At 30.2% G+C, this 22353-nt stretch carries 24 protein-coding genes; 14 read left to right on the top strand and 10 right to left on the bottom strand.

Going from position 1 to position 22353, the window contains the following annotated elements; genetic code table 11:
* Positions 1-88: 88 nt before the first annotated feature.
* The 4 genes from AQ1685_RS13365 to AQ1685_RS13350 all read right to left on the bottom strand — a co-directional run bounded on the left by AQ1685_RS13365 (position 89) and on the right by AQ1685_RS13350 (position 3706).
* A complete protein-coding gene (locus AQ1685_RS13365; RefSeq protein WP_095072931.1) occupies positions 89-997 on the bottom strand; it encodes a hypothetical protein in 909 nt (302 codons plus the stop codon).
* 97 nt (positions 998-1094) lie between these two features.
* A complete protein-coding gene (locus AQ1685_RS13360) occupies positions 1095-2186 on the bottom strand; it encodes a M42 family metallopeptidase (protein ID WP_095072929.1) in 1092 nt (363 codons plus the stop codon).
* A 15-nt stretch (positions 2187-2201) separates the two neighbouring features.
* A complete protein-coding gene (locus tag AQ1685_RS13355) occupies positions 2202-3032 on the bottom strand; it encodes a lysophospholipid acyltransferase family protein (RefSeq protein WP_095072926.1) in 831 nt (276 codons plus the stop codon).
* 41 nt (positions 3033-3073) lie between these two features.
* Positions 3074-3706: an NUDIX hydrolase gene (locus tag AQ1685_RS13350; protein ID WP_095075078.1), complete on the bottom strand. Its 633-nt coding sequence runs from the start codon at positions 3704-3706 to the stop codon at positions 3074-3076.
* Between the two features lie 85 nt (positions 3707-3791).
* Between AQ1685_RS13350 and AQ1685_RS13345 the strand changes: the two genes are divergently transcribed.
* A complete protein-coding gene (locus AQ1685_RS13345) occupies positions 3792-4088 on the top strand; it encodes a hypothetical protein (protein ID WP_095072924.1) in 297 nt (98 codons plus the stop codon).
* Here AQ1685_RS13345 and AQ1685_RS13340 read toward each other — a convergent pair whose 3' ends face one another.
* Complete coding sequence (locus AQ1685_RS13340) at positions 4089-4394, bottom strand: DUF6787 family protein (RefSeq protein ID WP_095072920.1); 306 nt, start codon at positions 4392-4394, stop codon at positions 4089-4091.
* An 88-nt stretch (positions 4395-4482) separates the two neighbouring features.
* Positions 4483-5124, bottom strand: a complete 642-nt coding sequence (locus tag AQ1685_RS13335; protein ID WP_095072918.1) for a DUF937 domain-containing protein — start codon at positions 5122-5124, stop codon at positions 4483-4485.
* 132 nt (positions 5125-5256) lie between these two features.
* Here AQ1685_RS13335 and AQ1685_RS13330 point away from each other — a divergent pair, with 132 nt between their 5' ends.
* The 6 genes from AQ1685_RS13330 to AQ1685_RS13305 all read left to right on the top strand — a co-directional run bounded on the left by AQ1685_RS13330 (position 5257) and on the right by AQ1685_RS13305 (position 10931).
* Complete coding sequence (locus AQ1685_RS13330) at positions 5257-6582, top strand: dicarboxylate/amino acid:cation symporter (protein ID WP_095072917.1); 1326 nt, start codon at positions 5257-5259, stop codon at positions 6580-6582.
* A 122-nt stretch (positions 6583-6704) separates the two neighbouring features.
* Entirely contained in the window at positions 6705-7736 is a 1032-nt protein-coding gene (gshB, locus tag AQ1685_RS13325; protein WP_095072915.1) for a glutathione synthase, read from the top strand.
* Between the two features lie 9 nt (positions 7737-7745).
* On the top strand, positions 7746-8588 hold the full coding sequence (locus AQ1685_RS13320; RefSeq protein WP_095072913.1) for a sulfurtransferase: 843 nt from the start codon (positions 7746-7748) through the stop codon (positions 8586-8588).
* A 1-nt stretch (position 8589) separates the two neighbouring features.
* Positions 8590-8916, top strand: coding sequence for a hypothetical protein (locus AQ1685_RS13315; RefSeq protein WP_231970190.1), 327 nt, complete (start codon positions 8590-8592; stop codon positions 8914-8916).
* Positions 8917-9747 carry an N-formylglutamate amidohydrolase gene (locus AQ1685_RS13310; protein WP_095072910.1) on the top strand — a complete coding sequence of 277 codons (831 nt, stop codon included), beginning with the start codon at positions 8917-8919 and terminating at the stop codon, positions 9745-9747.
* A gap of 29 nt (positions 9748-9776) precedes the next feature.
* Positions 9777-10931 carry a flavohemoglobin expression-modulating QEGLA motif protein gene (locus AQ1685_RS13305; RefSeq protein WP_394341863.1) on the top strand — a complete coding sequence of 385 codons (1155 nt, stop codon included), beginning with the start codon at positions 9777-9779 and terminating at the stop codon, positions 10929-10931.
* A 1-nt stretch (position 10932) separates the two neighbouring features.
* Here the strand turns inward: AQ1685_RS13305 and AQ1685_RS13300 are convergent, their stop codons facing one another.
* Genes AQ1685_RS13300 through AQ1685_RS13290 form a run of 3 tightly spaced genes read right to left on the bottom strand, consistent with a single transcriptional unit; the run spans position 10933 to position 12692 of the window.
* Positions 10933-11625, bottom strand: coding sequence for an SMI1/KNR4 family protein (locus tag AQ1685_RS13300; protein WP_095072906.1), 693 nt, complete (start codon positions 11623-11625; stop codon positions 10933-10935).
* Positions 11625-12275 carry an HAD family hydrolase gene (locus AQ1685_RS13295; RefSeq protein WP_095072904.1) on the bottom strand — a complete coding sequence of 217 codons (651 nt, stop codon included), beginning with the start codon at positions 12273-12275 and terminating at the stop codon, positions 11625-11627. The genes AQ1685_RS13300 and AQ1685_RS13295 overlap by 1 nt, the downstream gene beginning before the upstream one ends.
* Positions 12276-12692, bottom strand: coding sequence for a thiol-disulfide oxidoreductase DCC family protein (locus AQ1685_RS13290; RefSeq protein ID WP_095072902.1), 417 nt, complete (start codon positions 12690-12692; stop codon positions 12276-12278).
* A gap of 140 nt (positions 12693-12832) precedes the next feature.
* Here AQ1685_RS13290 and AQ1685_RS13285 point away from each other — a divergent pair, with 140 nt between their 5' ends.
* The 7 genes from AQ1685_RS13285 to AQ1685_RS13255 all read left to right on the top strand — a co-directional run bounded on the left by AQ1685_RS13285 (position 12833) and on the right by AQ1685_RS13255 (position 21396).
* On the top strand, positions 12833-13534 hold the full coding sequence (locus AQ1685_RS13285; protein WP_095072900.1) for an ABC transporter ATP-binding protein: 702 nt from the start codon (positions 12833-12835) through the stop codon (positions 13532-13534).
* A gap of 1 nt (position 13535) precedes the next feature.
* Positions 13536-14765 (top strand): ABC transporter permease, encoded by a 1230-nt coding sequence (locus AQ1685_RS13280; protein WP_095072898.1) that lies wholly within the window; start codon positions 13536-13538, stop codon positions 14763-14765.
* 5 nt (positions 14766-14770) lie between these two features.
* Positions 14771-16012: an ABC transporter permease gene (locus AQ1685_RS13275; protein ID WP_095075077.1), complete on the top strand. Its 1242-nt coding sequence runs from the start codon at positions 14771-14773 to the stop codon at positions 16010-16012.
* 30 nt (positions 16013-16042) lie between these two features.
* Entirely contained in the window at positions 16043-17164 is a 1122-nt protein-coding gene (locus AQ1685_RS13270) for an efflux RND transporter periplasmic adaptor subunit (protein ID WP_095072896.1), read from the top strand.
* A gap of 196 nt (positions 17165-17360) precedes the next feature.
* Positions 17361-19949 carry a T9SS type A sorting domain-containing protein gene (locus tag AQ1685_RS13265; RefSeq protein ID WP_095072894.1) on the top strand — a complete coding sequence of 863 codons (2589 nt, stop codon included), beginning with the start codon at positions 17361-17363 and terminating at the stop codon, positions 19947-19949.
* A 525-nt stretch (positions 19950-20474) separates the two neighbouring features.
* Entirely contained in the window at positions 20475-20708 is a 234-nt protein-coding gene (locus tag AQ1685_RS13260; RefSeq protein WP_095072892.1) for a hypothetical protein, read from the top strand.
* Complete coding sequence (locus AQ1685_RS13255; RefSeq protein ID WP_095072891.1) at positions 20683-21396, top strand: hypothetical protein; 714 nt, start codon at positions 20683-20685, stop codon at positions 21394-21396. The genes AQ1685_RS13260 and AQ1685_RS13255 overlap by 26 nt, the downstream gene beginning before the upstream one ends.
* A gap of 62 nt (positions 21397-21458) precedes the next feature.
* Here AQ1685_RS13255 and AQ1685_RS13250 read toward each other — a convergent pair whose 3' ends face one another.
* Positions 21459-22346 carry a 3-hydroxybutyryl-CoA dehydrogenase gene (locus AQ1685_RS13250; RefSeq protein WP_095072889.1) on the bottom strand — a complete coding sequence of 296 codons (888 nt, stop codon included), beginning with the start codon at positions 22344-22346 and terminating at the stop codon, positions 21459-21461.
* Between the last annotated feature and the right edge of the window lie 7 nt (positions 22347-22353).

The following is a 22353-nucleotide window of genomic DNA, read 5'->3' as shown; positions in this document are numbered from 1 at the left end:
GTTAAAATTATTACAGTTTTTCAAACTTGTTCAAAATACTACAAATTACATACTCCTGTTTAGTTATACTGTAAAATGATTATGTTATTTATTCGTAATCTAATTGATTTTCTTTAACAGTAAACTGCTTTACTTTTCCGTTATGTTTCCCTTTTAAATCTTTTAAGAACATAGATGTAAAAGAGGTGATGTTTTTATGAAATGTAATACTATCTATTGGTTTGTTGTAACAAGAGAAATAAAAAACTCCATAATTATCAGGGCTTATTCTAGGAGCAAAGAGTTTTATTAATCCGCTTTGTTTTATTTTTTGATCTTTTAATTCTGATTCGCTTAAAATAATTTTAGAAAATTGAATACTGTCTAATTTAGCTAATTTTTTTTCTTTTGATTCAAAAGAGAAACTAAAGTGGTTATTGGGCTTTTCATTGATACGTTTGGCTAAACGTTTTTTCTGCTTTTCAGTATAATAATAAAAATAAGAAACTTTAAATCTGTAATTTGTATCAATAGCGTTTGTTTGCATCAATTTTACTTCTTGATTTTTAAAAGCATTTAAAACATAAATATTAAAACCTAGACTGTCTTTTCTATTAAAAAAATCATTTATATAATCAATATCCTCTTCATTTTTTTGAATTGTATTATAGCCAATACTGTAAGGATTTTTATAGTTGTCTCTGTATTTTCTGTTGGCTTGTAAAAGAGTAGTAACAGTTTTAGTTGTATCGTTGGTGAAGACTAATAGGTTATTATATTTTTTTGCTTCTTTATTTTCAAGTTTGTTGAGCTCTATTAATTTTTCATTTCTTTTTTGTATCGTAGTATTAGCTTCAGAAACGCTACCTCCATGTAGTATTAACTCACGTTCTTTTTTATCTTTATATGCTTTTATAAGTCCTGGTCCAAACCATTGGAATAGAAAAAAAGCTATAGTACCACCATAAATCAATATTTTTAAGCCTAAAAACTGGAAATCAAACTTTTCTTTTGCCATTTTATAAAATTAATATCGATTAAATATATTGCTAAAAAAAGAAACCCTTGCAAATTAATAAATATCTGCAAGGGTAAAGAGTTTTTTTGTATTGCTTTTACTTAAAATAAGAGAAATCTTCTCCGTTTTCAATTTTTAATAAAGCTTGATATATCATTTTAATTACATTCTCTACATCTTCTCTGTGAACCATTTCTACGGTTGTATGCATATATCGTAATGGTAAAGAAATTAAAGCAGAAGCAACTCCTCCGTTACTGTAAGCAAAAGCATCAGTATCTGTTCCAGTAGCTCTAGATAAAGCAGAACGTTGGAAAGGAATGTTGTTTTCTTCAGCTCCTTCGATAATTAAATCACGAAGCTTTTGTTGTACAGCTGGAGCATAAGCTACAACTGGGCCTTTACCAATTTCTAAATGACCTTGTTTCTTTTGGTCGATCATTGGAGTAGTAGTATCGTGAGTTACATCAGTTACGATAGCTACATTTGGCTTAATAGTTTGCGTAATCATTTCAGCACCACGTAAACCAATTTCTTCTTGAACTGAGTTGGTAATATATAAACCGAAAGGTAATTCTTTTTTATTTTCATGAAGTAAACGAGCAACTTCAGCAATCATAAAACCACCCATTCTATTGTCTAAAGCTCTACAAACGAATTTATCTCCATTTAATACATGGAATTCATCTGGATATGTAATTACACAACCGACATGAACACCTAAAGCTTCAACTTCTTCTTTGTTTGTACATCCAACATCTATAAAAATGTTATCTGGTTTTGGTGGAGTTTCATTTCCGCGATCTCTGGTATGGATTGCTGGCCAACCAAACACACCTTTTACAATTCCATTTTTAGTGTGAATATTGACAATTTTACTTGGTGCAATTTGATGATCACTTCCTCCATTTCTTATCACATAAATTAATCCCTTATCTGAAATATAATTTACATACCAAGATATTTCATCTGCATGACCTTCTATAACTACTTTATATTTTGCATCCGGATTAATAACTCCAACTGCACTACCGTATGTATCGGTAATAAAATCATCAACATATGGTTTTAAGTAATCCATCCATATTTTCTGACCTTCCCACTCGTATCCTGTAGGAGCGGCGTTATTTAAGTATCTTTCTAAAAAATCAAGTGATTTTTCGTTTAAAATAGATTTGTTTTCTCCCATTATAGTATATGTTAATTATTCTTCTTCCTCTTTACCAGAATCAGGTCCCCAAAAACGTCTTTTTTCTCGATATTCTTGTTCTTCTTTTATTTGTTCTGGAGTTAAAACTTTTAAGAAAGAAGGGTGTTGTTCTATAGCGTATTCGATTTTCTCTACAATACTAGCAACATCTTCGTTTTCATAATCAATTTCTAAAGGTTCTTTAATCACCATAGATTGAAGAACATTTCTTTTTTTAATCATTAATCCTTTTTTATCAAAAGAACGTCTGAACCCATCAATAACAATCGGAACAACAGTTGGTTTAAAAGTTTTAATGATATGTGCAGTTCCTCTTCGTATTGGTTTGAATGGAGTTGTAGTACCTTGTGGGAATGTAATTACCCAGCCATCGTTTAATGCTTTTCCAATATTAGAAATATCAGACATTTTTACTTGTCTTTTAACATCTTTACCAGCATTTCTCCATGTTCTTTCTACAGAAACAGATCCAACATAAGCAAAAACTCTAGGTAAAAAACCAGAACGCATAGTTTCTCCAGCAGCTACGTAGTAAATATTTAATTTCGGTTTCCACAAGTAACCAATATTCTTAATATTATCATCTCTACCTTTTAAGGCAGCATTAAAAACATGAATCATAGCTGCAACATCAGCAAAATAAGTTTGATGGTTTGATATGAATAATATGTTTTTATCGGGTAATTGTCTTAGTATGTCTGATCCTTCTATTTGTAATTCATTAAAACTTCGATATCGACCATGAGATATAATTCCTAAAATTTGAATTAATAATCGTTTTACAAATAAAATATGACCAAAAGGATTCCTTTTAAACAGGGGCATAAAAACTTCTTTAATTAAACAAATTTACAAAACATTTTTAATCATGATTCTTTTATTAAGTCTTTTATTTCAGATAGAATCATGGCTGTAGCTCCCCAAACCACTTGTTCGTTTAATAAAAAGCAAGGAACAGCTATTTTTTTCATGTAAGAAGTGTCTAGCTCAACCGATGAGATTTTTGAATCATCCAATAAGTCATCTAATTGTACTTCAATGATTTCTGCAACTTCTTTATTGGTAACATAGTTCGGTTTTTTGTTTAAGTATCCAATGAAAGGAGTTACCATAAAATTACTTGGTGGAATGTAAGTGTCTGAAATTTGTCGAATAAGTTGTACACTATTTCTATCGACTCCAACTTCTTCTTCTAATTCTCGTAAAGCGGTATCGGCAAAAGTTTTATCTTCTTCGTCTGCTTTTCCTCCGGGAAAACTAATTTGAGCAGAATGTGTACCCTTGTAACTAGCTCTCTTTGTAAGTAAAAACACAGTTTTTCCTTCAGAATCTGGGTAAAAAAGACAAAGAACAGCTGCTTTTCTAGGATTATTTTTTTTTATAGTTTCCTCAGAGATTTTAATTCTTATTTCAGGAACTAATTTAAATTGAGAGGTAGTACCTCCTAAATCGTTGTTTTTTATTGCGTTTATTTGATTTTTAAAATATGTAAAATCCATTAAAGGTGTTACTTTTTCTAGTTTGATGTGTCTAATATAATGGCTTGAAGTTTGATTCAAGTTAATAAATAACTAAAATACAAATATGAATAGAGAAAATAAATACCAAAAATTATTCTTAAGTATTCTTTTTGATCTTATTGGATATGCTTCTTTTTTAATTCCAGTATTAGCTGAGTTTACAGATATTATTTGGGCACCTGCTTCAGCTTATATTATGACCAAAATGTATAAAGGAAATCAAGGGAAAATTGCTGGAGCAATTTCTTTTATTGAAGAAATTGCTCCAGGATTAGATATCATACCAACTTTTACTTTAATGTGGCTATATACCTATGTATTTAAAAGAAAAAAAGAAGCTAAGAAAACAATTGATGTTTAATTATTTCTTGAATAAGAAACCTAAACCTAGTCGAGATAAAAATTTCTTTTCAAATTCCCAAAAGAACTTAAATTGACCAAATAACCAGCCAACTATTGGTAAAGTAGTTTGATAAATAGGGAATATTAAAAGTATTCTTAAAGGATAATAAATCCAAGGATTTAATGTTCCTGGCGATAAACCAAGAAAATTAGTAATTGGTTTAGCAACCCAAGCAGAAAATGAACCATTAATGGCAAATACTATTAAGACGGCAACAACATCCCAAGTTGTTTTAAGTCCCCAACGTTCTTTTAATTTATCCACAGAAAAAAGTTAAATAAAGGGCAAATGTATACAAAAGAAAAAGGGTAAACAAGCATGTTTACCCTTTTGTTATTATATAAATTGAATCTTATTTCTTACCAAATAAACCACCTAAAAGTCCGCCAAGTAAACCTCCAGAATTTTTCTGACTTCCGCCTAATACCATACCAGCTACATCATCTATAACACTTCCATCTCCATCAGCGTCTAATATTTTTTCTAAAAAGCTTTGCTCTTGTTGTGTGCTGTTTCCACCTAACATTCCGCCTAATAAGTCACCGATTCCTCCAGAGTTACTTAATCCGTTTTGTTTAGATTGTTTTCCTAAAACTCCCATTAAAATAGGAGCTGCAGTTTTTAAAATATTTCCAACAGCACCAATATCCATTCCGGTTTTCTGACCAATAACTTGTTCAACTCCTTGTTGTTTAGCTCCTAAAACATGGCCTAAGATTTTTCCTCCATCATTTACTACATCATTGTTTACACCACCATTAAACAAATCACCAAGGTTATCTAATATTCCACCATCGTGCTTATTTAAAGCTCCCATTAAACCTTCAGCTCCTTCAGGTGTAGCTGCATTACGTTGCATTGCTTTCATTAAAACAGGTAAAGCCATTGTTAAAACACTTCCTGTTTTACTGCTATCTTGTCCAGTAGATCCAGCAACTCCATTGATAATAGTTTTACCCATTGGGCTATTTAGTAAGTCTAAAATTCCTTCCATTTTTTTGATTTTAATATTAATTCTTCAATTATGTTGACACAATATACAAAAACAAAGTCACAATTTTCCTGTAAATTATAAATACGCTAATTGTATTCTATTTTATATTTTTACGCAAACTAAATTAAATTTATGAAGAAATTAGCACTACACTGGAAGATCTTGATAGGAATGGTTTTGGGGATTCTATTCGGATTAATAATGACAAATGTTAGTGGAGGAAGTACTTTTGTAGGAAATTGGATAAAGCCTTTGGGCTCTATTTTTGTAAAGCTCTTAAAATTGATAGCTGTTCCTTTAATTATTGCTTCATTGATTAAAGGAATTTCTGATTTAAAAGATATTTCGAAGTTTAAAAATATAGGATTAAGAACTATAGCAATATATGTAGGTACTACAGTAATTGCAATTACCATAGGCTTATTATTAGTGAATGTAGTAAAACCAGGAGATGGAATTTCTGAAGAAACTATTCAAAAATTAACAGAAACCTACGCGAATAGTGGAGGAGTTCAATCGAAAATAGCAGAAGCTACTCGTCAAAAGTCAAGTGGACCACTTCAGTTTTTAGTTGACATGGTACCTGACAATGCTATAGCAGCAATGAGTAATAACAAAGCAATGTTACAAGTAATTTTCTTTGCTATTTTCTTAGGTATTTCAATGTTATTGATAGGAGAGAAAAAATCAGAGCCTCTTAAAAATTTCTTTGATTCTTTAAATGAAGTAGTATTAAAAATGGTAGATCTTATAATGTTATCTGCTCCTTATGCTGTTTTTGCATTATTAGCAAATGTAGTTGTTTCTTCAAATGATCCAGATTTATTATTAGCATTGTTGAAATATGGTGGAACTGTTGTTTTTGGATTATTCTTAATGATAGTTTTCTATATGATTTTAGTAAGTGTGTTTGTGAAAAAAAATCCGTTATGGTTTTTAAGTAAAATTTCCCCAGCACAATTACTAGCTTTTTCAACTAGCTCAAGTGCGGCAACTTTACCTGTTACAATGGAACGAGTTGAAGAACATGTAGGAGTAGACAAAGAAGTGTCAAGTTTTGTATTACCAGTTGGAGCAACAATTAATATGGATGGAACTAGTTTGTACCAAGCAGTAGCAGCCGTATTTATTGCACAAGCTTTAAGTTTTGATCTTACTTTTGCAGATCAGTTAACAATAATTTTAACAGCATTATTAGCATCAATTGGTTCTGCAGCTGTACCTGGAGCAGGAATGGTGATGTTGGTAATTGTTTTAGAAGCTGTAGGTTTTCCTGCAGATAAATTAGCTATTGGATTAGCATTAATTTTTGCAGTAGATAGACCGTTAGATATGTGTAGAACAGTTATTAATGTTACAGGAGACGCAACTGTTTCTACTCTAGTAGCAAAATCTGTAGGTAAATTGGGAGATCCTAAGCCAAAAAACTGGGACGATCATTACGATGAAGTAAAATAATTTTATTTCTTTATCATATATAAAAAAATAGTAATTTTATAAACACCAGTACTTCATTTAGTACTTGGTGTTTTTTAATGTAATAATCAAATTTTAAACTAACTTAATTTATAATTACTTAAATGAATATTTGTTTTTTAATGTACCCTTGGGAAGAAATTAATCCAGAAAAAGATTCTTCTCTAACACTTATTCATGAGTGTGCAAAAAGAGGACATGGAGTAGCTATTTGTACACCATCTAACTTAACAATTCGTAATAGTGTAACGAATGCTTTTTGTACCATTATCAATAGGATGGAAAAAGTTCCATCTTCGTATAAAACATATTATAAGAAAGCAACTGTAAGAGAAGAAATGTTACCTTTAGCTGGGTTTGATGCCATTTTTATGAGAGCAAATCCGCCTTTAGATCCATTAATGCTGAATTTCTTAGATTCTGTAAAAGATGATGTGTTTATCATTAACTCAGTACAAGGGATGCGAGAAGCAAATAATAAGTTATATACAGCGGTTTTTGAGGATCCAAATAACGAGATTATTCCAGTTACTCACGTTTCAAAAAATAAAAACTACCTTATAAAGACTATTGAAGAATCGACTTCAGATAAAATGATTTTAAAACCATTAAATGGTTATGGAGGATCAGGAGTTATTTTAATAGAGAAGTCAGCAATGGGAAATATTAATTCTTTATTAGATTTCTACATCAGTAAAAGTGATGGTTCATCAGATTATGTAATTCTTCAAGAATATATTGAAGGAGCAGAAAAAGGAGATGTTCGTATTTTAATGCTAAACGGATTGCCAATTGGAGCGATGAAAAGAATTCCTGGAGATAAAGATCATCGATCAAATATAACCGCTGGTGGTACCGTAGAAAAGCATCGATTAACGCCAGCAGAAAAGATTTTATGTAAAAAAATTGGTCCGAAGCTAGTAAAAGACGGATTGTATTTTGTTGGAATTGATGTAATCAACGGAAAATTAGTTGAGGTAAATGTTATGAGTCCAGGTGGAATTACATATATCAATAAAGTTTCTAAAGTAAGACTTCAAGAAAAAGTAATAGATTTTTTAGAAAGTAAAGTATTAGAAAAGAATGCAGCTTTCAGAAGAATGACAGACTTAAAGCGTAGAGTAGAAGAAGCTTAAAAGTTATTTATGATGTTAAAAGTTGATAAATCTATAGTTTCGGTACAATGGCTTCATGAAAATATAGATAACAATGATTTAATTATTTTTGATGCAACCATACCTAAGGTAACTTCAAATACAGTTTCTAATACTAAAAAAGAAATTATTCCAAACGCAATTTTCTTTGATTTAAAAGGAGTGTTTTTAGATAAAGATGGTAAATTTCCTAATACTTTTCCAGAAACATCATATTTTGAAGAAAAAGTGCAAGAAATAGGAGTGAACAAAAATAGTTGTATCGTAGTTTACGATGATTTAGGAATTTATTCTTCAGCAAGGGTTTGGTTTTTATTTAAAACTTTTGGTTTTAATAATATTGCTGTTTTAGATGGTGGACTCCCTGAATGGAAAAACCAAAACTTACCTGTGGTAGAAGAGTTTGTTACTAAACTAAATAAAGGAAACTTTAAAGCTGAATTTCAAAGTGAAAAAGTAACATTTACTAAAGATGTTTTATCGAACATTGAAAAGCAAAATTATTGTTTAGCAGATGCTAGATCCAAGGAGCGTTTTTATGCAGAAGTAAAAGAGCCACGAGAAGGATTACGAGGAGGACATATTCCAGGTTCATGTAGTTTACCACATACAGAATTAAAAGAAAATGGGAAGATGAAAACTATGAGTGAATTGAAGGCTATTTTTAAAGCTATAAATCCTACAGATAAATCATATATGTTTTCTTGTGGAACAGGAATTACAGCTTGTATTCTTGCTTTAGGATTAGAATTAACAGGACAGGATAATTACACAATTTATGATGGTTCTTGGACCGAATGGGGAAGTACCCTAAACTTACCAATTGAAAAATAATATGATAATAGACTGGACAAAAACTGAGTTTGAAGCATATGTGTTATTGTATGCAGCACAGTGTAATATGTTAGAAACAGAGGAAGAAAGAAAGTATATACTTTCTAAAGTAGATGAGAAAACATTTAACAAAGTACATACCCAAATTGTTTTTGATAAAGAGGAAGATATTTTAGAAAATATTAAAGAGTATTTATTAATTAATAAATTTTCTCAAGAAGAAAAAAGAGCATTAATTAAAGATATAAAAGAAGTCTTTTTTGCAGACGGAACTGTAGATAAAGTTGAGAAGTCGATTTTTAAAACATTACAAAAGATTTTGAATTAAATGGAGAGATTATCAGTTCAAGAAATTATTCATAAAATTACTTCTGAAGAGGTTTTTGAAGCTGTTTCAAATGAGTATTCTTTCACTGTAAAAATTGATGATTATGTACCATATGTTTGTGGAGCTGTACATGATGGACATCAATTTAGGAAAGAATTGTGGAGTAATTGTTTGCATACTGAATACGATCGTTGGTATGAAGAAGATCCTTGTACAAAACAAATGATAGCATCTCATCCAATTGTAATTGCAGGTTTAGATTCTCGATTCGAATATGATTTAAATAGAGCTCCAGATAATGCGATATATGAAGATGCTTGGGGAAAACAACTTTGGAAAACTCCTTTACCATCTGAACAAAAAAGTAAAAGTTTACAAAAACATTCGGCATTTTATGAAGTTGTTCATGCCTTAATACATAAAATAGAAGAGAAATTCGGATTGTGTATTGTTTATGATATGCATAGTTATAATTGGCAACGTTGGGATAGAGAAGTGCCAACTTGGAATTTAGGTACATCTAATGTTGATCAAATTCGTTTTAAACAAGAAATAGAAAGTTGGCGAGCAATTTTAGAAAAAATGCCTTTGCCAAAAGGAATAAAATCTACTTCAAAAATTAATGATACTTTTCAAGGAAATGGGTATTTCTTAAAATATATCACTCAAAATTTTAAAAATACTTTGGTTCTGGCAACTGAAATCGCTAAGGTTTATTGCGATGAACTCAATCAAGTTATATATCCTGAAGTTGTACAAGCTGTAAAAGTTTATTTAGATGTAATGTTAAAAGAACATGCAGAAACTTTTTATGCAAAACATAAATCTTAACTTTGCTACTTAGAGTTTTTTAAATGATAATGGATACTTCTGTAAAAGCACAAAGACTATTAGATATAGACAAGCAAATTGATACGCTTGTTAAGAAAATTGAATTATTGAGATATGTAAATCCTGTTAATATAGAAGAGGAAAAACAAAAGTTTTTTGCTTCAAAATATTTAACAGATCCAGATTTTAAATATCCAGAAAGAGATTTCGATAAATTTAAATTGCATAGTCAGTTTTTTGCTTTAGAATTAGAAGCAATAGAAGATGAGAGGGTTAGAAACTTATATGAAGAAATCATTTATTTCTATTCAGGATTAATTCAATGTATAGAAACTATTGGAGAAGGGAAGAAGTTTTACTACAATAGTTTACGATCTTTTGGTTCTCCTACAGAAGCCGATGTAGAGAACGCAAAATTTATTCTTCATTTTGAGGATGATACAGATAATAATCCTATTTTTCAGCCAAAATATTCACCATCTGAAGCCGAGGCAATTTTCAAAACTTATGGGGAGAAGTACGACTTTGATTTCAATATCAAACATTCTTCAAAAATGAGTGCTATAGCTATGGTGTTAAATAGTACCAAAAGTTTAGTTATAAACAGTAATCATACGTATTCAGAAAATGAAATGGCCATTTTAACCAATCATGAAATTGGAGTTCATATGGTAACTACAATGAATGGTTTGGAACATGATTTAAAAGTTTTTTCTCATGGGTTTCCTAATAACGAAGAAACTCAAGAAGGGTTAGCCGTTTTTAGTGAATATATGTCTGGAAATCTAACTATAAAACGGTTGAAAGAATTAGCATACCGAGTTTTAGCTGTAAATGGTTTAGCTAAGGGATATTCATTTTCTAAGACATTTAGATTACTTCACAATACTTACGATTTAAATAGAGAAGCAGCTTTCTATATAACATTAAGAGCCTACAGAGGAGGAGGTTTTACAAAAGATTATTTATATCTAACTGGTTTAAAGAAAATATATAATTATTATAAAGAAGGGAAAGATTTAGGAGTATTACTCACTGGAAAAGTGACACTAGAATTTGCAGATGATATTAAATATTTGATAGATCAAGGTTATGCTGTACCACCAAAATTTATTACAGATTCTTATGCTATGAATGGTAATTCAAATAGAACAATAAACTTTATTCTAGATAATTTAAAGTAGGTTATTCAATAGAGGTTGAGTCATTACTTGCAAGAGTTGAAATCTCAGATCTCTGAGTTAAAAGTAAATCTAACCATTCATTAAAATTATTAACTCCGTAGTATAACTTTTTTTCTTCTTTATTGAAATAAGCTATTGGCCATTCACCTGTGTTATTGCTATCGTCTTCAGTTAACCAACACCAAACGCCTTTTTTTGAGTCTTCAGAAGTTAGACATAAAATAGAGTTTGTATTGATTTGTAATCCATCTTCATCTTCAACTTTTCGATCTGTATTTTCTAAGTATTCGGATAAAAATAAAGGCTTTTTGACATTAAGGATTTTATTGTCATAAATAGATCCACCATTACCGAAATATTCCAAAAAAGTAACATAAGATTGTGGGAAAATCAAATCCAAACGTTGTTCTATTTCTTGGATATCAAAATGTGTAAGTTTCCCTCCAATTTTCTGATGTTTTTCATAATCATCAAGCAATTTTATAATTTGCTCCATGGTATCATCTTCAGTTTTACTATCTAATGTAACCGAATCTATCTGGTCTCTAACTCTTTTTACCATTTGAAGTTTTTCTGCTACATTTTTCTTCTCCGCATTAGATTTCGACTTTTTAGATATGTATATAGATAAGCCTCCAAACGATAATATAAATACAAGCGTAATAAAAAACGCTTTTAATGACGTTGCTTTCATTAAAATAACTCAATTAATTCCTTGTAATCAGAGATAATCATATCAGCATTTTCTAAAGTTTGATTTGTAACTACAGGATTATTATATCCCACAACAAATACACCAGCATCATTTGCCGCTTTAATACCGTTATCAGAATCTTCGATTACAATACATTCCCCCTTATTATAACCACCCAAATGTACAGCTTTTTCAAATATCTCAGGATGTGGTTTAGAAGCTTTTAAGTCAGCACCACTAATTTTGGCTTTAAAATATTGTTGAAGATTAAATCTATCAAACACTCTATTAATATTTACCATAGCAGAAGAAGATGCTAAAACCAAAACATATCCTCTGTTATAAAAGTATTTAATTAAATCTTCAACGCCATCTATTAATTTTAAATTTGGATCAGTTTCAAAAAAATCTACGTATCGTTTTCTTTTGTTTAAAACTAACTGTTCAGGTTGTTCATTCAAATTAAAATGTGCAACTAATTTTTGAAAAGCATTTAGAGTAGACGAACCTGTAAAAGATGTGTACAGTGAATTGCTAACCTCTAGTCCTAAAGATTCAAAAACTTGATAATAAGCTTTTTTATGTAGTTCTTCCGAATCTATTATGACACCATCCATATCAAAAATCACACATTTTAAATCTTGTACCATTTAATTTAAAAATTTCGATGTTAATTCTGGGGTTGGTATCATACACTGTTCTTTTTTACCAAACCACCTGTAACGATTTTTGGCTATAAAATCGTAGGCAAGATTACGTAAAGGTTTTGGAATTAACCAGAAAAAATAAGTTAATTTCCAAACACTTCCGAAGGAATTCATAATTTTTAATGCTGCTGAGGATTTAATGTAATAGGTTGAAGTGGGTTCAAATAAAATAATAGAATCTATTTTAGTTGTATCAATGTTTAAATGTGCAAGTATTTCTTCTCCAGTTTTCGATTGTAAAGACGTAAATAAAAAGTTATTTTTCTTATCATATTTAATAACCTTTAACACAAAATCATTACATAAATTGCAAACACCGTCAAATAATATGATTTGTTTCTCTTTAGGGAAATCATTCATAAAAAAAGAGATTTAATTTTTTTTACAAAATTACGATAACTTCTTGTAACAAATATTAATTGTCGGCGTCTAGTGTTTATAAGTGTACTTAATACATTTTTAATGTATGCTTATTTTAAAGTAACAATTAACTAGCCAATATGATTCGAATAGAAGCACTACACAAATCTTATCCAATAGGAAAAGATTCTCTACATGTACTTAAAGGACTTGATTTACATATAAAAGAAGGTGAATTTGTATCTATTATGGGATCTTCGGGTTCTGGAAAATCAACATTATTAAACATTGTTGGTTTATTAGACAGTCACGATGAAGGGAATTATTACTTAAACGGACAACTAATTCAAAACCTAAACGAAAAAAAGGCAGCTATCTTAAGAAATAAATTTCTTGGGTTTGTTTTTCAATCCTTTAATTTGATTTCATACAAGACAGCAGTCGAAAACGTTGCATTACCACTATACTACAAGGGTATGGGAAGAAAAGAACGTTTAAAAATAGCCCAAGAATATTTAGAAAAGGTAGAACTTGGACCTTGGGCGAATCACTTACCAAATGAATTATCTGGAGGACAGAAACAAAGAGTCGCAATTGCTAGAGCTTTAGTAACCAAACCAAAAGTAATTTTAGCAGATGAGCCAACTGGAGCATTAGATTCTAAAACAACAGATTCTGTGATGGACCTTTTAAAAGGTATCAATGACGAAGGAATGACAGTTTTTGTAATTACTCACGAGGAAGATGTAGCAGAACAAACCAATAGAATTGTTCGTTTAAAAGATGGAGTAATTATTAGTGATGAGTATACTAATAAACAAGATTTGAAAAAAGTTTACTAGTATGTTCGATATAGATTCTTGGCGAGAGATATTTCAAAGTATTAACAAAAATAAACTTAGAACTGTACTTTCTGGATTTACCATTTCATTTGCGATTTTATTATTCACATTACTTTTTGGGATAGTAAATGGTCTTCAAAATTTTTTTACTCAAGCTTTTGTTGATGATGCCAATAACTCAATGTTTGTGAGAGTTTGGAAAACCACTAAACCATATAAAGGGTTGCAATCTGGTAGACGAATAAAATTAAAAAATAAAGATTTAGATTATATCGTTGAAAACTACTCTGATAAAATTCAATACATATCAGCTAGAAAGTATTTAAGTGCTCAAGTTGTTTATAAAAATAATCAAGATAATTATAATATTAGAGCCGTTCATCCAGATCACAGATATTTGGAAAAAACAATTATTGACGAAGGTAGATTTATAAATCAATTAGATTTAAATCAAAACAATAAAGTAATTGTTATTGGACGTTTGGTAAAGAAAGATCTTTTTGGAGAACGAATAGCTTTAGGTAAATATGTTAATGTTAACAATATATCTTACAAGATAGTTGGAGTTTTTTCCGATGAAGGAGGAGACCGTGAAGAACGTAATATTTATATGCCGATAACAACGGCACAAAAACTTTACGGAAACAATGATTTTATCGATAATATTTTAATTGGATATAATCCAAGACTTACGATTGATAGAGCTTTAGCATTTGGAAATGGATTAGAAAGAGATTTAAAGCAACGTTTAGATATCCATCCAGATGATCAGAGTGCCTTATTCATTAGAAATATGGCAGAGGCAAATAAAGGGGTTGGCCAATTAACTACAGCTTTATTTTTTATAGTAATTTTCGTTGGTTCAGGAACATTAATAGCAGGAATAATCGGAATTAGTAATATCATGATTTTTTCGATTAAAGAACGTACAAAAGAATTTGGAATTCGAAAAGCATTAGGAGCTAAACCAGTTTCAATAATAGCTATGGTAGTAAAAGAATCACTCTTAATTACAGGTTTAGCAGGGTATTTTGGACTTTTACTCGGAACCTTTATACTTGATCAAATAGGTGATGGATTAGAGAAGTATTTTATCTATAACCCTAGCGTAAGTACAGGAATAGTTGTAGGAGCAACAATTATCTTAATATTAGCAGGTTTACTTGCGGGATATTTACCAGCGAAAAGAGCAGCACAAATCAAACCAATTGTAGCACTAAGAGCAGATTAATTATGATTAAATTTTTATTTGATTCAGATACTTGGCAAGAGATTTACGGAGGAATTCGTAAAAACAAAACTCGTACAGTGATTACGATTATTGGAGTGCTTTGGGGAATATTCTTGTTAGTTGTTCTTTTAGGAGCTGCTAGAGGAATGGAAAATAATTTTAAAAACTTATTTGGTGATTTTGCAACAAATAGCTTAGTAGTTTGGACACAAAGAACAGATAAACCTTTTAAAGGATTTCAAAAAGGGAGAAGAATCCAATTAAAAACAAGAGATGTAGAAGTGCTACAGGAGGAGTTTAAAGGACGCTTAAAATATATTGTACCACGATGTCAAACCATGAATTTAATGGTGAATGGTTTTAAGTCTGGAGATTTTCAAGTCAGTGGAGATTATCCTGTTTTAGATAAAGTCCAAAAGAAGAATTTGATTTATGGAAGATTTTTAAATCAGAATGACATAGATAACAAAACTAAAGTAACTGTAATAGAGGAAAATATTTATAAACAGTTGTTTGAGAAAAATGAAGATCCTATAAACCAATACATCATTATTAATAATGTAAACTATAAAGTAGTTGGAGTTTATAAATCTGGAGCAATTGATTTTGATGGTGACACAGCTTACATACCATTTACTACTTTTCAGCAAATTTATAATAGAGGAAATAGAATAGATTGGATGATGATTACTGCAGAAGAAGGGATAGATATTGAGCAGTTTGAATTAGATATTCAACTAGCTTTAAAAAACCTACATACGGTAGATCCTGAAGATAATAAAGCACTAGGAGGTATCAACTTAGGAAAAGAAATAGGAAAGTTTACAGGTTTTTTAACTGGAATGCAATTTTTAACTTGGTTTGTAGGAATAGCAACATTAATAGCAGGAGTTTTTGCCATTGGAAATATCTTATTGATTACGGTGAAAGAAAGAACCAAAGAAATAGGGATACGAAGAGCGTTAGGAGCAACTCCAATAGAAATAAGATTACAAGTGATACTAGAATCTATTTTCTTAACTGTCGTGGCAGGAATGTTAGGAATCATTTTTGGAGGTCTTGTTCTTTACGGAATAGATAAAGCATTTGCTACAGGGCCAGATGCAGCATTACTAAATCCAACAGTTAACATTCCAATCATACTAATAGCTTTCGGAATTTTAATAGTATTAGGAACATCAATAGGATTAATACCAGCTTATATGGCAACTTTAATAAAACCCATAGAAGCATTAAGAGAAGAATAAAATAATAATCAGACTTTATAAATAAATACAATGAGTAAAAGAGCCAAAATTATATTAGCAATTGTAGCAATTTTGTTTGCAGCCGTTTTAGTTTGGTTTGCGAAAAAGAACAAGAAAAATGTGGTCGAATATGAAACTGAAAAACCTTTCAAAACGACTATCGTTAAAAAAACAGTAGCAACAGGTAAAGTAGTACCGTTAGAAGAAGTAGAAATTAAGCCTCAAATAGCAGGAATAGTTGATAGAATTTTAGTTGAAGAAGGTCAAGTTGTTAAAGCAGGAGATTTAATTGCAACAGTTAGAGTGGTACCAAATGTTGAAGCTTTAAACTCAGCAAATAATGAAATTAAAAACGCACAATTATCTTACGAGAACGCAAAAACACAGTTTGATCGTAACAGAAGTCTTTTCGAAAAAGGTGTAATTTCTAGACAAGAGTTTGAAAACTCAGAACTTTCGTTTAATAATGCGAAGCAACGTTTATCGAATGCAAAGTCTAATATGGATATTGTAAAAAGAGGAACAACTGCTGGTTTAGGAAATGCCGCAAATACCAATATTAGAGCAACTTCTTCTGGTATGATAGTAGAGATTCCCGTTAAAAGAGGATATCAGGTAATTCAGAGTAATAGCTTTAATGCTGGTACAACAATAGCTACTATTGCAGATATGAATAAAATGATATTTGAAGGAAAAGTTGACGAATCTGAAGTAGGAAAATTAGTTAGAGGAACTAAATTACAAGTATCTCTTGGAGCGATAGAAGATAAAAAGTTTCCTGCAATATTGAACTTTATCGCGCCTAAAGGAACTGAAGAAGCAGGTGCTGTTCAGTTTAAGATTAAAGCAGATGTAACTTTAGATGATAGTAATTTCATTAGAGCTGGATATTCTGCAAATGCAGATATTGTTTTAGAAAAGAAAGATGATGTTTTAGCGATTAAAGAAGCTTTATTACGTTTCGATAAGAAAACTGAAAAACCTTATGTTGAAATAAAAAAGGAAGATGGTAAGTTTGAGAAAAAGGAATTAGAATTAGGTATTTCTGATGGAGTAAATATTGAAGTTAAATCTGGAGTTACAACAACAGATGAAATTAAAATATGGAACAAAGCATCTAAAGATAAAAAAGACGAAGAAAAAGATAATTAACGAATCTAATTATTAATAAATAACAAAAAGGAGCTGTTTAACAGCTCCTTTTTTATTTTTAATGATGTTGGTCTAATCATTCCTACCATTAACCGTTAAAAACCTACGAAACAGTATTTTTCCTGAGAGATTTGAGTGTTTTAATCGTAAATTGCTGTAAACATTATTGTTAAACCCCCAATTAGCGAATCTCACCATGAAGAATTATTACTCAAAAATTAAAAATTTCACACTTATTATTTTAATTAGCTTCTCTTTTCAAGGGCTATTATCTCAAGCAAACGAACCTTTTAATTGTGTAACCGAAGCATATTTGTTTCAAACAAATGATGTGTATGCGCAAAATTTAGCATCAGGTAATGCTGTACTAGAAGGAATTGATCTTGCTCTAGACAATATTAATGCTGTAGGTTACAACGAAAAGGACGGCTACATTTGGGGATCTTTACGATTTCCTGACAATACTATTATAAGAATAGGTAAAGATTACAGTACAACCACTTTTGAAATACCAGGAGCTAGTTTTTCTTATGTAGGAGATGTAAATAAAGATGGTATTTATTACTTAAGAAAATCAAGTAATTCATATTATACTATAGATTTAGATCCTAGCTCAGCAACATATTTAACGGTATTAGGAACACAAACAATTAGTAAATCATTAAATGTTCATGACTGGGCTTTTAATGCAGTTGATGGTAAATTATACACGGTAGAAAAAAACTCTAACAATTTATATAGAATAGATACTGCTACTAATGTAGTTGAAACTTTAGGTGAAGTTCCAATTTTATCTGGACTTAATTATACTTATGGAGCTGTATATTTCGATGTAGATGGAAATTTCTATGTATCAGCTAATCAAACAGGTACAGTTTATATCATAAGAACTGTGCAAAACGTGACAAGTAGTTTAGATATGAATTCTAATTTATTTGCATTCGGACCATCAAGTAATAGTAATGATGGAGCAAGATGTCCAACTGCACCTGTACCGCAAGAAGACTGTACTAATGGAGTCGATGATGATGGTGATGGTTTGGTAGATTGTGATGATCCTTCATGTTCAGGAGTTGCAAGTTGTCCTACCATTACGCCAACTTCAACAGGTAATAGTGGAGGTTTAGAAAGTAACAATCGTTTATCAACTCAAATCAATAGAAGAAATATTAATAGAATTAAGACAAACTATACTTTTGATGTAGCTAAGGCTAGAAAAGTAGAGAAGAATAGTTTCTATGCAAGAAGATCAAGTAATCAAAATATATCATTATGGGATTTAGTTCCTATGGATGTTATTCCAGGTACAACAGCAGTAGAAAGTTCTCCAAGTGATTTAGTAGATATCACAAATGCTACTGATTTGGTTTCTGTAGATTATATAAGAGATAATAAAGGTTATGGAACTTTATTGTTACTAAAAACAGAAAATAAAGTTTATGAGCATACAAAACATATTTGTGATCGATTCACTGGAGCCGAATTATTATCGGTATCTAACATGGAAATTAATGACGCTTTATTTATAAAATCTAGAGTTAAGCAACCAGATGGTTCTATAGAGTTCGTAGCAACTTTTTCTGTAAGAGAATCAGATGATAATTCATCTTTTATTGTAGAATCTCATTGGAATCTGGATCAATATGAAGAAAAAGGATATTACAATTTTCAAGTATGGGCGAGTTCTATAGATGACTTATATAATGTTTCTCAAGAAGTTTTAAATCTTTTAGAAGTACAAAAGCCAATTAGTGAATACAAAAGTTCAGATGCACCACTTGTATTTATTAAAAAAGCAGCATACAGAAGAGGTGGTAAAATAGATTTAGAGATCATTAATAATTTAAGACCGTCTACAATTATAATTGAAGGTAATAAAAGAGCAACAGAAACAGCAACTAGTGAACCTGTAACTTTTAATGTTGATTTAACAGGTTATATTAATAATGTGACCTTAGATATTGGAAACTTGTATGATTTCGGATTTAGATTACGTAATCAGTATAACTTAACTCCAGATGATTTATTCCTTTCAGATGGTACGTGGGGAGTTGATGATAGTTCTCAAAGATTTGTAGATACATTTAATGTTATAGCGAATAATGAAACTGATGAAGAAGGTGTATATAAAGTAGAACGAAATATTTCTTTAGTTGCAACAGCTAATCAAGATGTTTCTGTATACAGATCATTAACACCAAAATTTGAACCAGTAGATTTAACTGCTTATGATCAAATATCTTTTGATGCCAAAGGTGTTGGCACAATGAAAATGATTTTTGTTAAAGAAAGCATCTCAGATTGGAATAACCAACCTTACATCACTGTTAATCTTACAGACAATACAAAAGATTATGTTATCTATAAAGGAGATATCACATCTAACGCTAACGGAGAAGTAAATTTAAATGATGTAAAGATGTTGTTTATAACTTTAGTTGCAGATGACGGTAGTATGGTACAAAAGAATTTAGATGTAGGTAACATTAAGTTTGCTAAACAAGCTACAGCATCTATAGGTAACGAAGTTTCACTAGAGCGAGCGTTAGTTAGTCCTAATCCAGTAGAAACTAGTGCTACATTTACATTTAACTCTAAAAGTACCAATGATTATAATTTTGAAGTGTTTAATGTGTTAGGAAAACAAGTACACAGCGAAAAGATTACTTCAAAAGTAGGAAGCAATACAATAAACTTTGATAGAAAGCAGTTATCTTCAGGAATCTATTTTTATAAAATAAGTTCTAAGTCATTAGAAATGAAAGGAAAATTGATTTTTAAATAATATAGTTGTAAGGGAGAATAGAATTATTACGTCTATAAATAACAAGAAAACGTTCTTAAATTTGGTTTAACGGGTAAATAATACCATTTATCGATTATATAGCTACTAGAAATCTAAAAAATGAATTAGAAATTTTAAAAGCTTTGTAATTTAGCCAATGTAAGAAAGAATATATAATCCCAAAAAACCAAGGTCATGAAAGTTTTAGAATTGTTAAACGAAGTAATAACTAAATTATTCACAACTGAGAATCCATCAAAGATGAACGTACAAAAGATTCCAGTATATGTAAATAAAAACAAATTCCCTTTTAATAAATAAACAGTAAATGTTCGTATAATCCCCAAATTATTCACATTTCAAATGTTTTCCCCTTATTACATCTAAAGAACATGTAATTCCCCAATAAAAAAAGGAACTCTTAGACCAGAGTTCCTTTTTGCTTTTTATAAAATAACCATTAATGGGTATTGACTTCATTTTTCTTTAAAAATAATTTTGTTTAGAACACAAAAGAGAATTCAAATGAAAATCAATCTTAAAAAAATAACTTTCATAATACTTTCTATTTTTTTGATAGCCTGTAGCAGTTCAGATGATGAAATGGGCGGAGAAAGTGCAGGTGATGGTGATGATGGAAATGCATCAGATAATTTTTGCGACTTAGAATTTAGATTGAACGTAGTAGAACGTTTTTTCTCAGTTTCTCATGTTACAAATTACGAAACTCAGTTTGAAAATTATTCAATTAGAAGTTAATAATATGCGTGCAGGAAATGCTGCTTATCCAGGGAAAAGAGCCGGACAATTAAATGGTAATGAAGGAGAGTTTGATAATCCTTTGCCTGGTTCATATGATATTTCATCTGTTGATGATCAATTTTGTAGAGTTGTTAAAAGATTTATTTTTCCTGGTTTTTATATAGTAGATCATAATTTGAAACTTAATGATAACATTACGCGATTAGACTTGGTTAAGAATGATGTTTTTATGAACGACGGTATTTCTTTGTTAAGTATTGGTGGACGTTGGAATGATAGATTTGATCCAGTAGATGACCCAATAATTTCTAATGATGTTGTTTTAAGACCACAAATTACTATTGTTGATTTTTCTGAAGATTTTTTTGATCCAGGATTTAAAGTATATAATCCACGAGATTTAGCAGATGTGAGTTTACAAATTCCTATCGATGGAGAGTTAGAAGATTTTAGACCTAATTTTGGAACTAACGGTACAATAACTAAAGATGTAATTCGAAGTCAAAACTTTGAACCTAATGAAGAGATATTAGAGCAACAATATCAAATTTTGATCAAATTTACAGATGTACAATTAAGGAATTCGTTCGGAGCTGGTCCTGATCAATTACTAAATGGTTCTATTTTAATTACTTGGGTGGGAACTGATACTCCACCGCAAGAATTAAATCCAATTCAAGATTAAAATTAAAAAAGCTGTTAAAATTCTTTAACAGCTTTTTTTAATTTTTATGTGATGATGATGTTTTAACTAAACATTTTAGCTACATTTTCAGCTTTTCTACTTTCACTATAATCGTAAAAACCTTCTCCAGATTTTACTCCTAATTTACCAGCAGTTACCATATTTACTAATAAAGGACATGGTGCATATTTTGGATTTTTAAACCCATCGTACATTACATTTAAAATAGATAAACATACATCTAAACCAATAAAATCAGCTAATTGTAATGGTCCCATTGGATGTGCCATACCTAATTTCATTACAGTATCTATTTCTTTAACACCAGCAACTCCATTATATAAAGTTTCAATAGATTCATTAATCATAGGCATTAAAATTCTGTTGGCCACAAAACCAGGATAGTCATTAACTTCTACAGGAACTTTATTAATCTTTTTTGTAAGATCAACTATAAAGTCATTAACCTCATCAGAGGTATTGTAACCTCTAATAATTTCTACCAACTTCATAATAGGAACAGGATTCATAAAATGCATTCCTATTACCTTTTCAGGTCTACTTGTAGCAGCAGCAATTTGAGTTATTGAGATAGAAGAGGTATTTGTAGCAAGAATAGTATCTTCAGGGCAAACTTCATCTAAATCTTTAAATATTTTTAATTTTAAGTCAATATTTTCAGTAGCAGCTTCAACTACTAAACCAGCATATTGCACACCTTCTTTTACTGATGTAAAAGTTGATATGTTTTTTAATGTATCTTCTTTATCTTGAGCAGATATTTTTTCTTTAGCTACCATACGATCTAAATTTTTAGAAATAGTAGCTAAACCTTTATCTAAAGCTGCTTGAGATATGTCAATTAATTGAACATTGTAACCAAATTGAGCAAATGTATGGGCAATTCCATTTCCCATAGTACCTGCACCAATTACTGCAATATTTTTCATGTAAGAT

The organism is Tenacibaculum jejuense (assembly GCF_900198195.1).
Taxonomy (GTDB): Bacteria; Bacteroidota; Bacteroidia; order Flavobacteriales; family Flavobacteriaceae; genus Polaribacter; species Polaribacter jejuensis.
This window is presented reverse-complemented; position numbering and strand designations above follow the sequence as displayed.

Excerpts from the sequence above, each read along its gene's own strand:
- AQ1685_RS13365 (WP_095072931.1), bottom strand. The coding sequence starts at position 997 with ATGGCAAAAGAAAAGTTTGATTTCCAGTTTTTAGGCTTAAAAATATTG.
- AQ1685_RS13360 (WP_095072929.1), bottom strand. The coding sequence starts at position 2,186 with ATGGGAGAAAACAAATCTATTTTAAACGAAAAATCACTTGATTTTTTA.
- AQ1685_RS13355 (WP_095072926.1), bottom strand. The coding sequence starts at position 3,032 with ATGCCCCTGTTTAAAAGGAATCCTTTTGGTCATATTTTATTTGTAAAA.
- AQ1685_RS13350 (WP_095075078.1), bottom strand. The coding sequence starts at position 3,706 with ATGGATTTTACATATTTTAAAAATCAAATAAACGCAATAAAAAACAAC.
- AQ1685_RS13345 (WP_095072924.1), top strand. The coding sequence starts at position 3,792 with ATGAATAGAGAAAATAAATACCAAAAATTATTCTTAAGTATTCTTTTT.
- AQ1685_RS13335 (WP_095072918.1), bottom strand. The coding sequence starts at position 5,124 with ATGGAAGGAATTTTAGACTTACTAAATAGCCCAATGGGTAAAACTATT.
- AQ1685_RS13330 (WP_095072917.1), top strand. The coding sequence starts at position 5,257 with ATGAAGAAATTAGCACTACACTGGAAGATCTTGATAGGAATGGTTTTG.
- gshB (WP_095072915.1), top strand. The coding sequence starts at position 6,705 with ATGAATATTTGTTTTTTAATGTACCCTTGGGAAGAAATTAATCCAGAA.
- AQ1685_RS13320 (WP_095072913.1), top strand. The coding sequence starts at position 7,746 with ATGATGTTAAAAGTTGATAAATCTATAGTTTCGGTACAATGGCTTCAT.
- AQ1685_RS13315 (WP_231970190.1), top strand. The coding sequence starts at position 8,590 with ATGATAATAGACTGGACAAAAACTGAGTTTGAAGCATATGTGTTATTG.
- AQ1685_RS13310 (WP_095072910.1), top strand. The coding sequence starts at position 8,917 with ATGGAGAGATTATCAGTTCAAGAAATTATTCATAAAATTACTTCTGAA.
- AQ1685_RS13305 (WP_394341863.1), top strand. The coding sequence starts at position 9,777 with ATGGATACTTCTGTAAAAGCACAAAGACTATTAGATATAGACAAGCAA.
- AQ1685_RS13300 (WP_095072906.1), bottom strand. The coding sequence starts at position 11,625 with ATGAAAGCAACGTCATTAAAAGCGTTTTTTATTACGCTTGTATTTATA.
- AQ1685_RS13295 (WP_095072904.1), bottom strand. The coding sequence starts at position 12,275 with ATGGTACAAGATTTAAAATGTGTGATTTTTGATATGGATGGTGTCATA.
- AQ1685_RS13290 (WP_095072902.1), bottom strand. The coding sequence starts at position 12,692 with ATGAATGATTTCCCTAAAGAGAAACAAATCATATTATTTGACGGTGTT.
- AQ1685_RS13285 (WP_095072900.1), top strand. The coding sequence starts at position 12,833 with ATGATTCGAATAGAAGCACTACACAAATCTTATCCAATAGGAAAAGAT.
- AQ1685_RS13280 (WP_095072898.1), top strand. The coding sequence starts at position 13,536 with ATGTTCGATATAGATTCTTGGCGAGAGATATTTCAAAGTATTAACAAA.
- AQ1685_RS13270 (WP_095072896.1), top strand. The coding sequence starts at position 16,043 with ATGAGTAAAAGAGCCAAAATTATATTAGCAATTGTAGCAATTTTGTTT.
- AQ1685_RS13265 (WP_095072894.1), top strand. The coding sequence starts at position 17,361 with ATGAAGAATTATTACTCAAAAATTAAAAATTTCACACTTATTATTTTA.
- AQ1685_RS13260 (WP_095072892.1), top strand. The coding sequence starts at position 20,475 with ATGAAAATCAATCTTAAAAAAATAACTTTCATAATACTTTCTATTTTT.
- AQ1685_RS13250 (WP_095072889.1), bottom strand. The coding sequence starts at position 22,346 with ATGAAAAATATTGCAGTAATTGGTGCAGGTACTATGGGAAATGGAATT.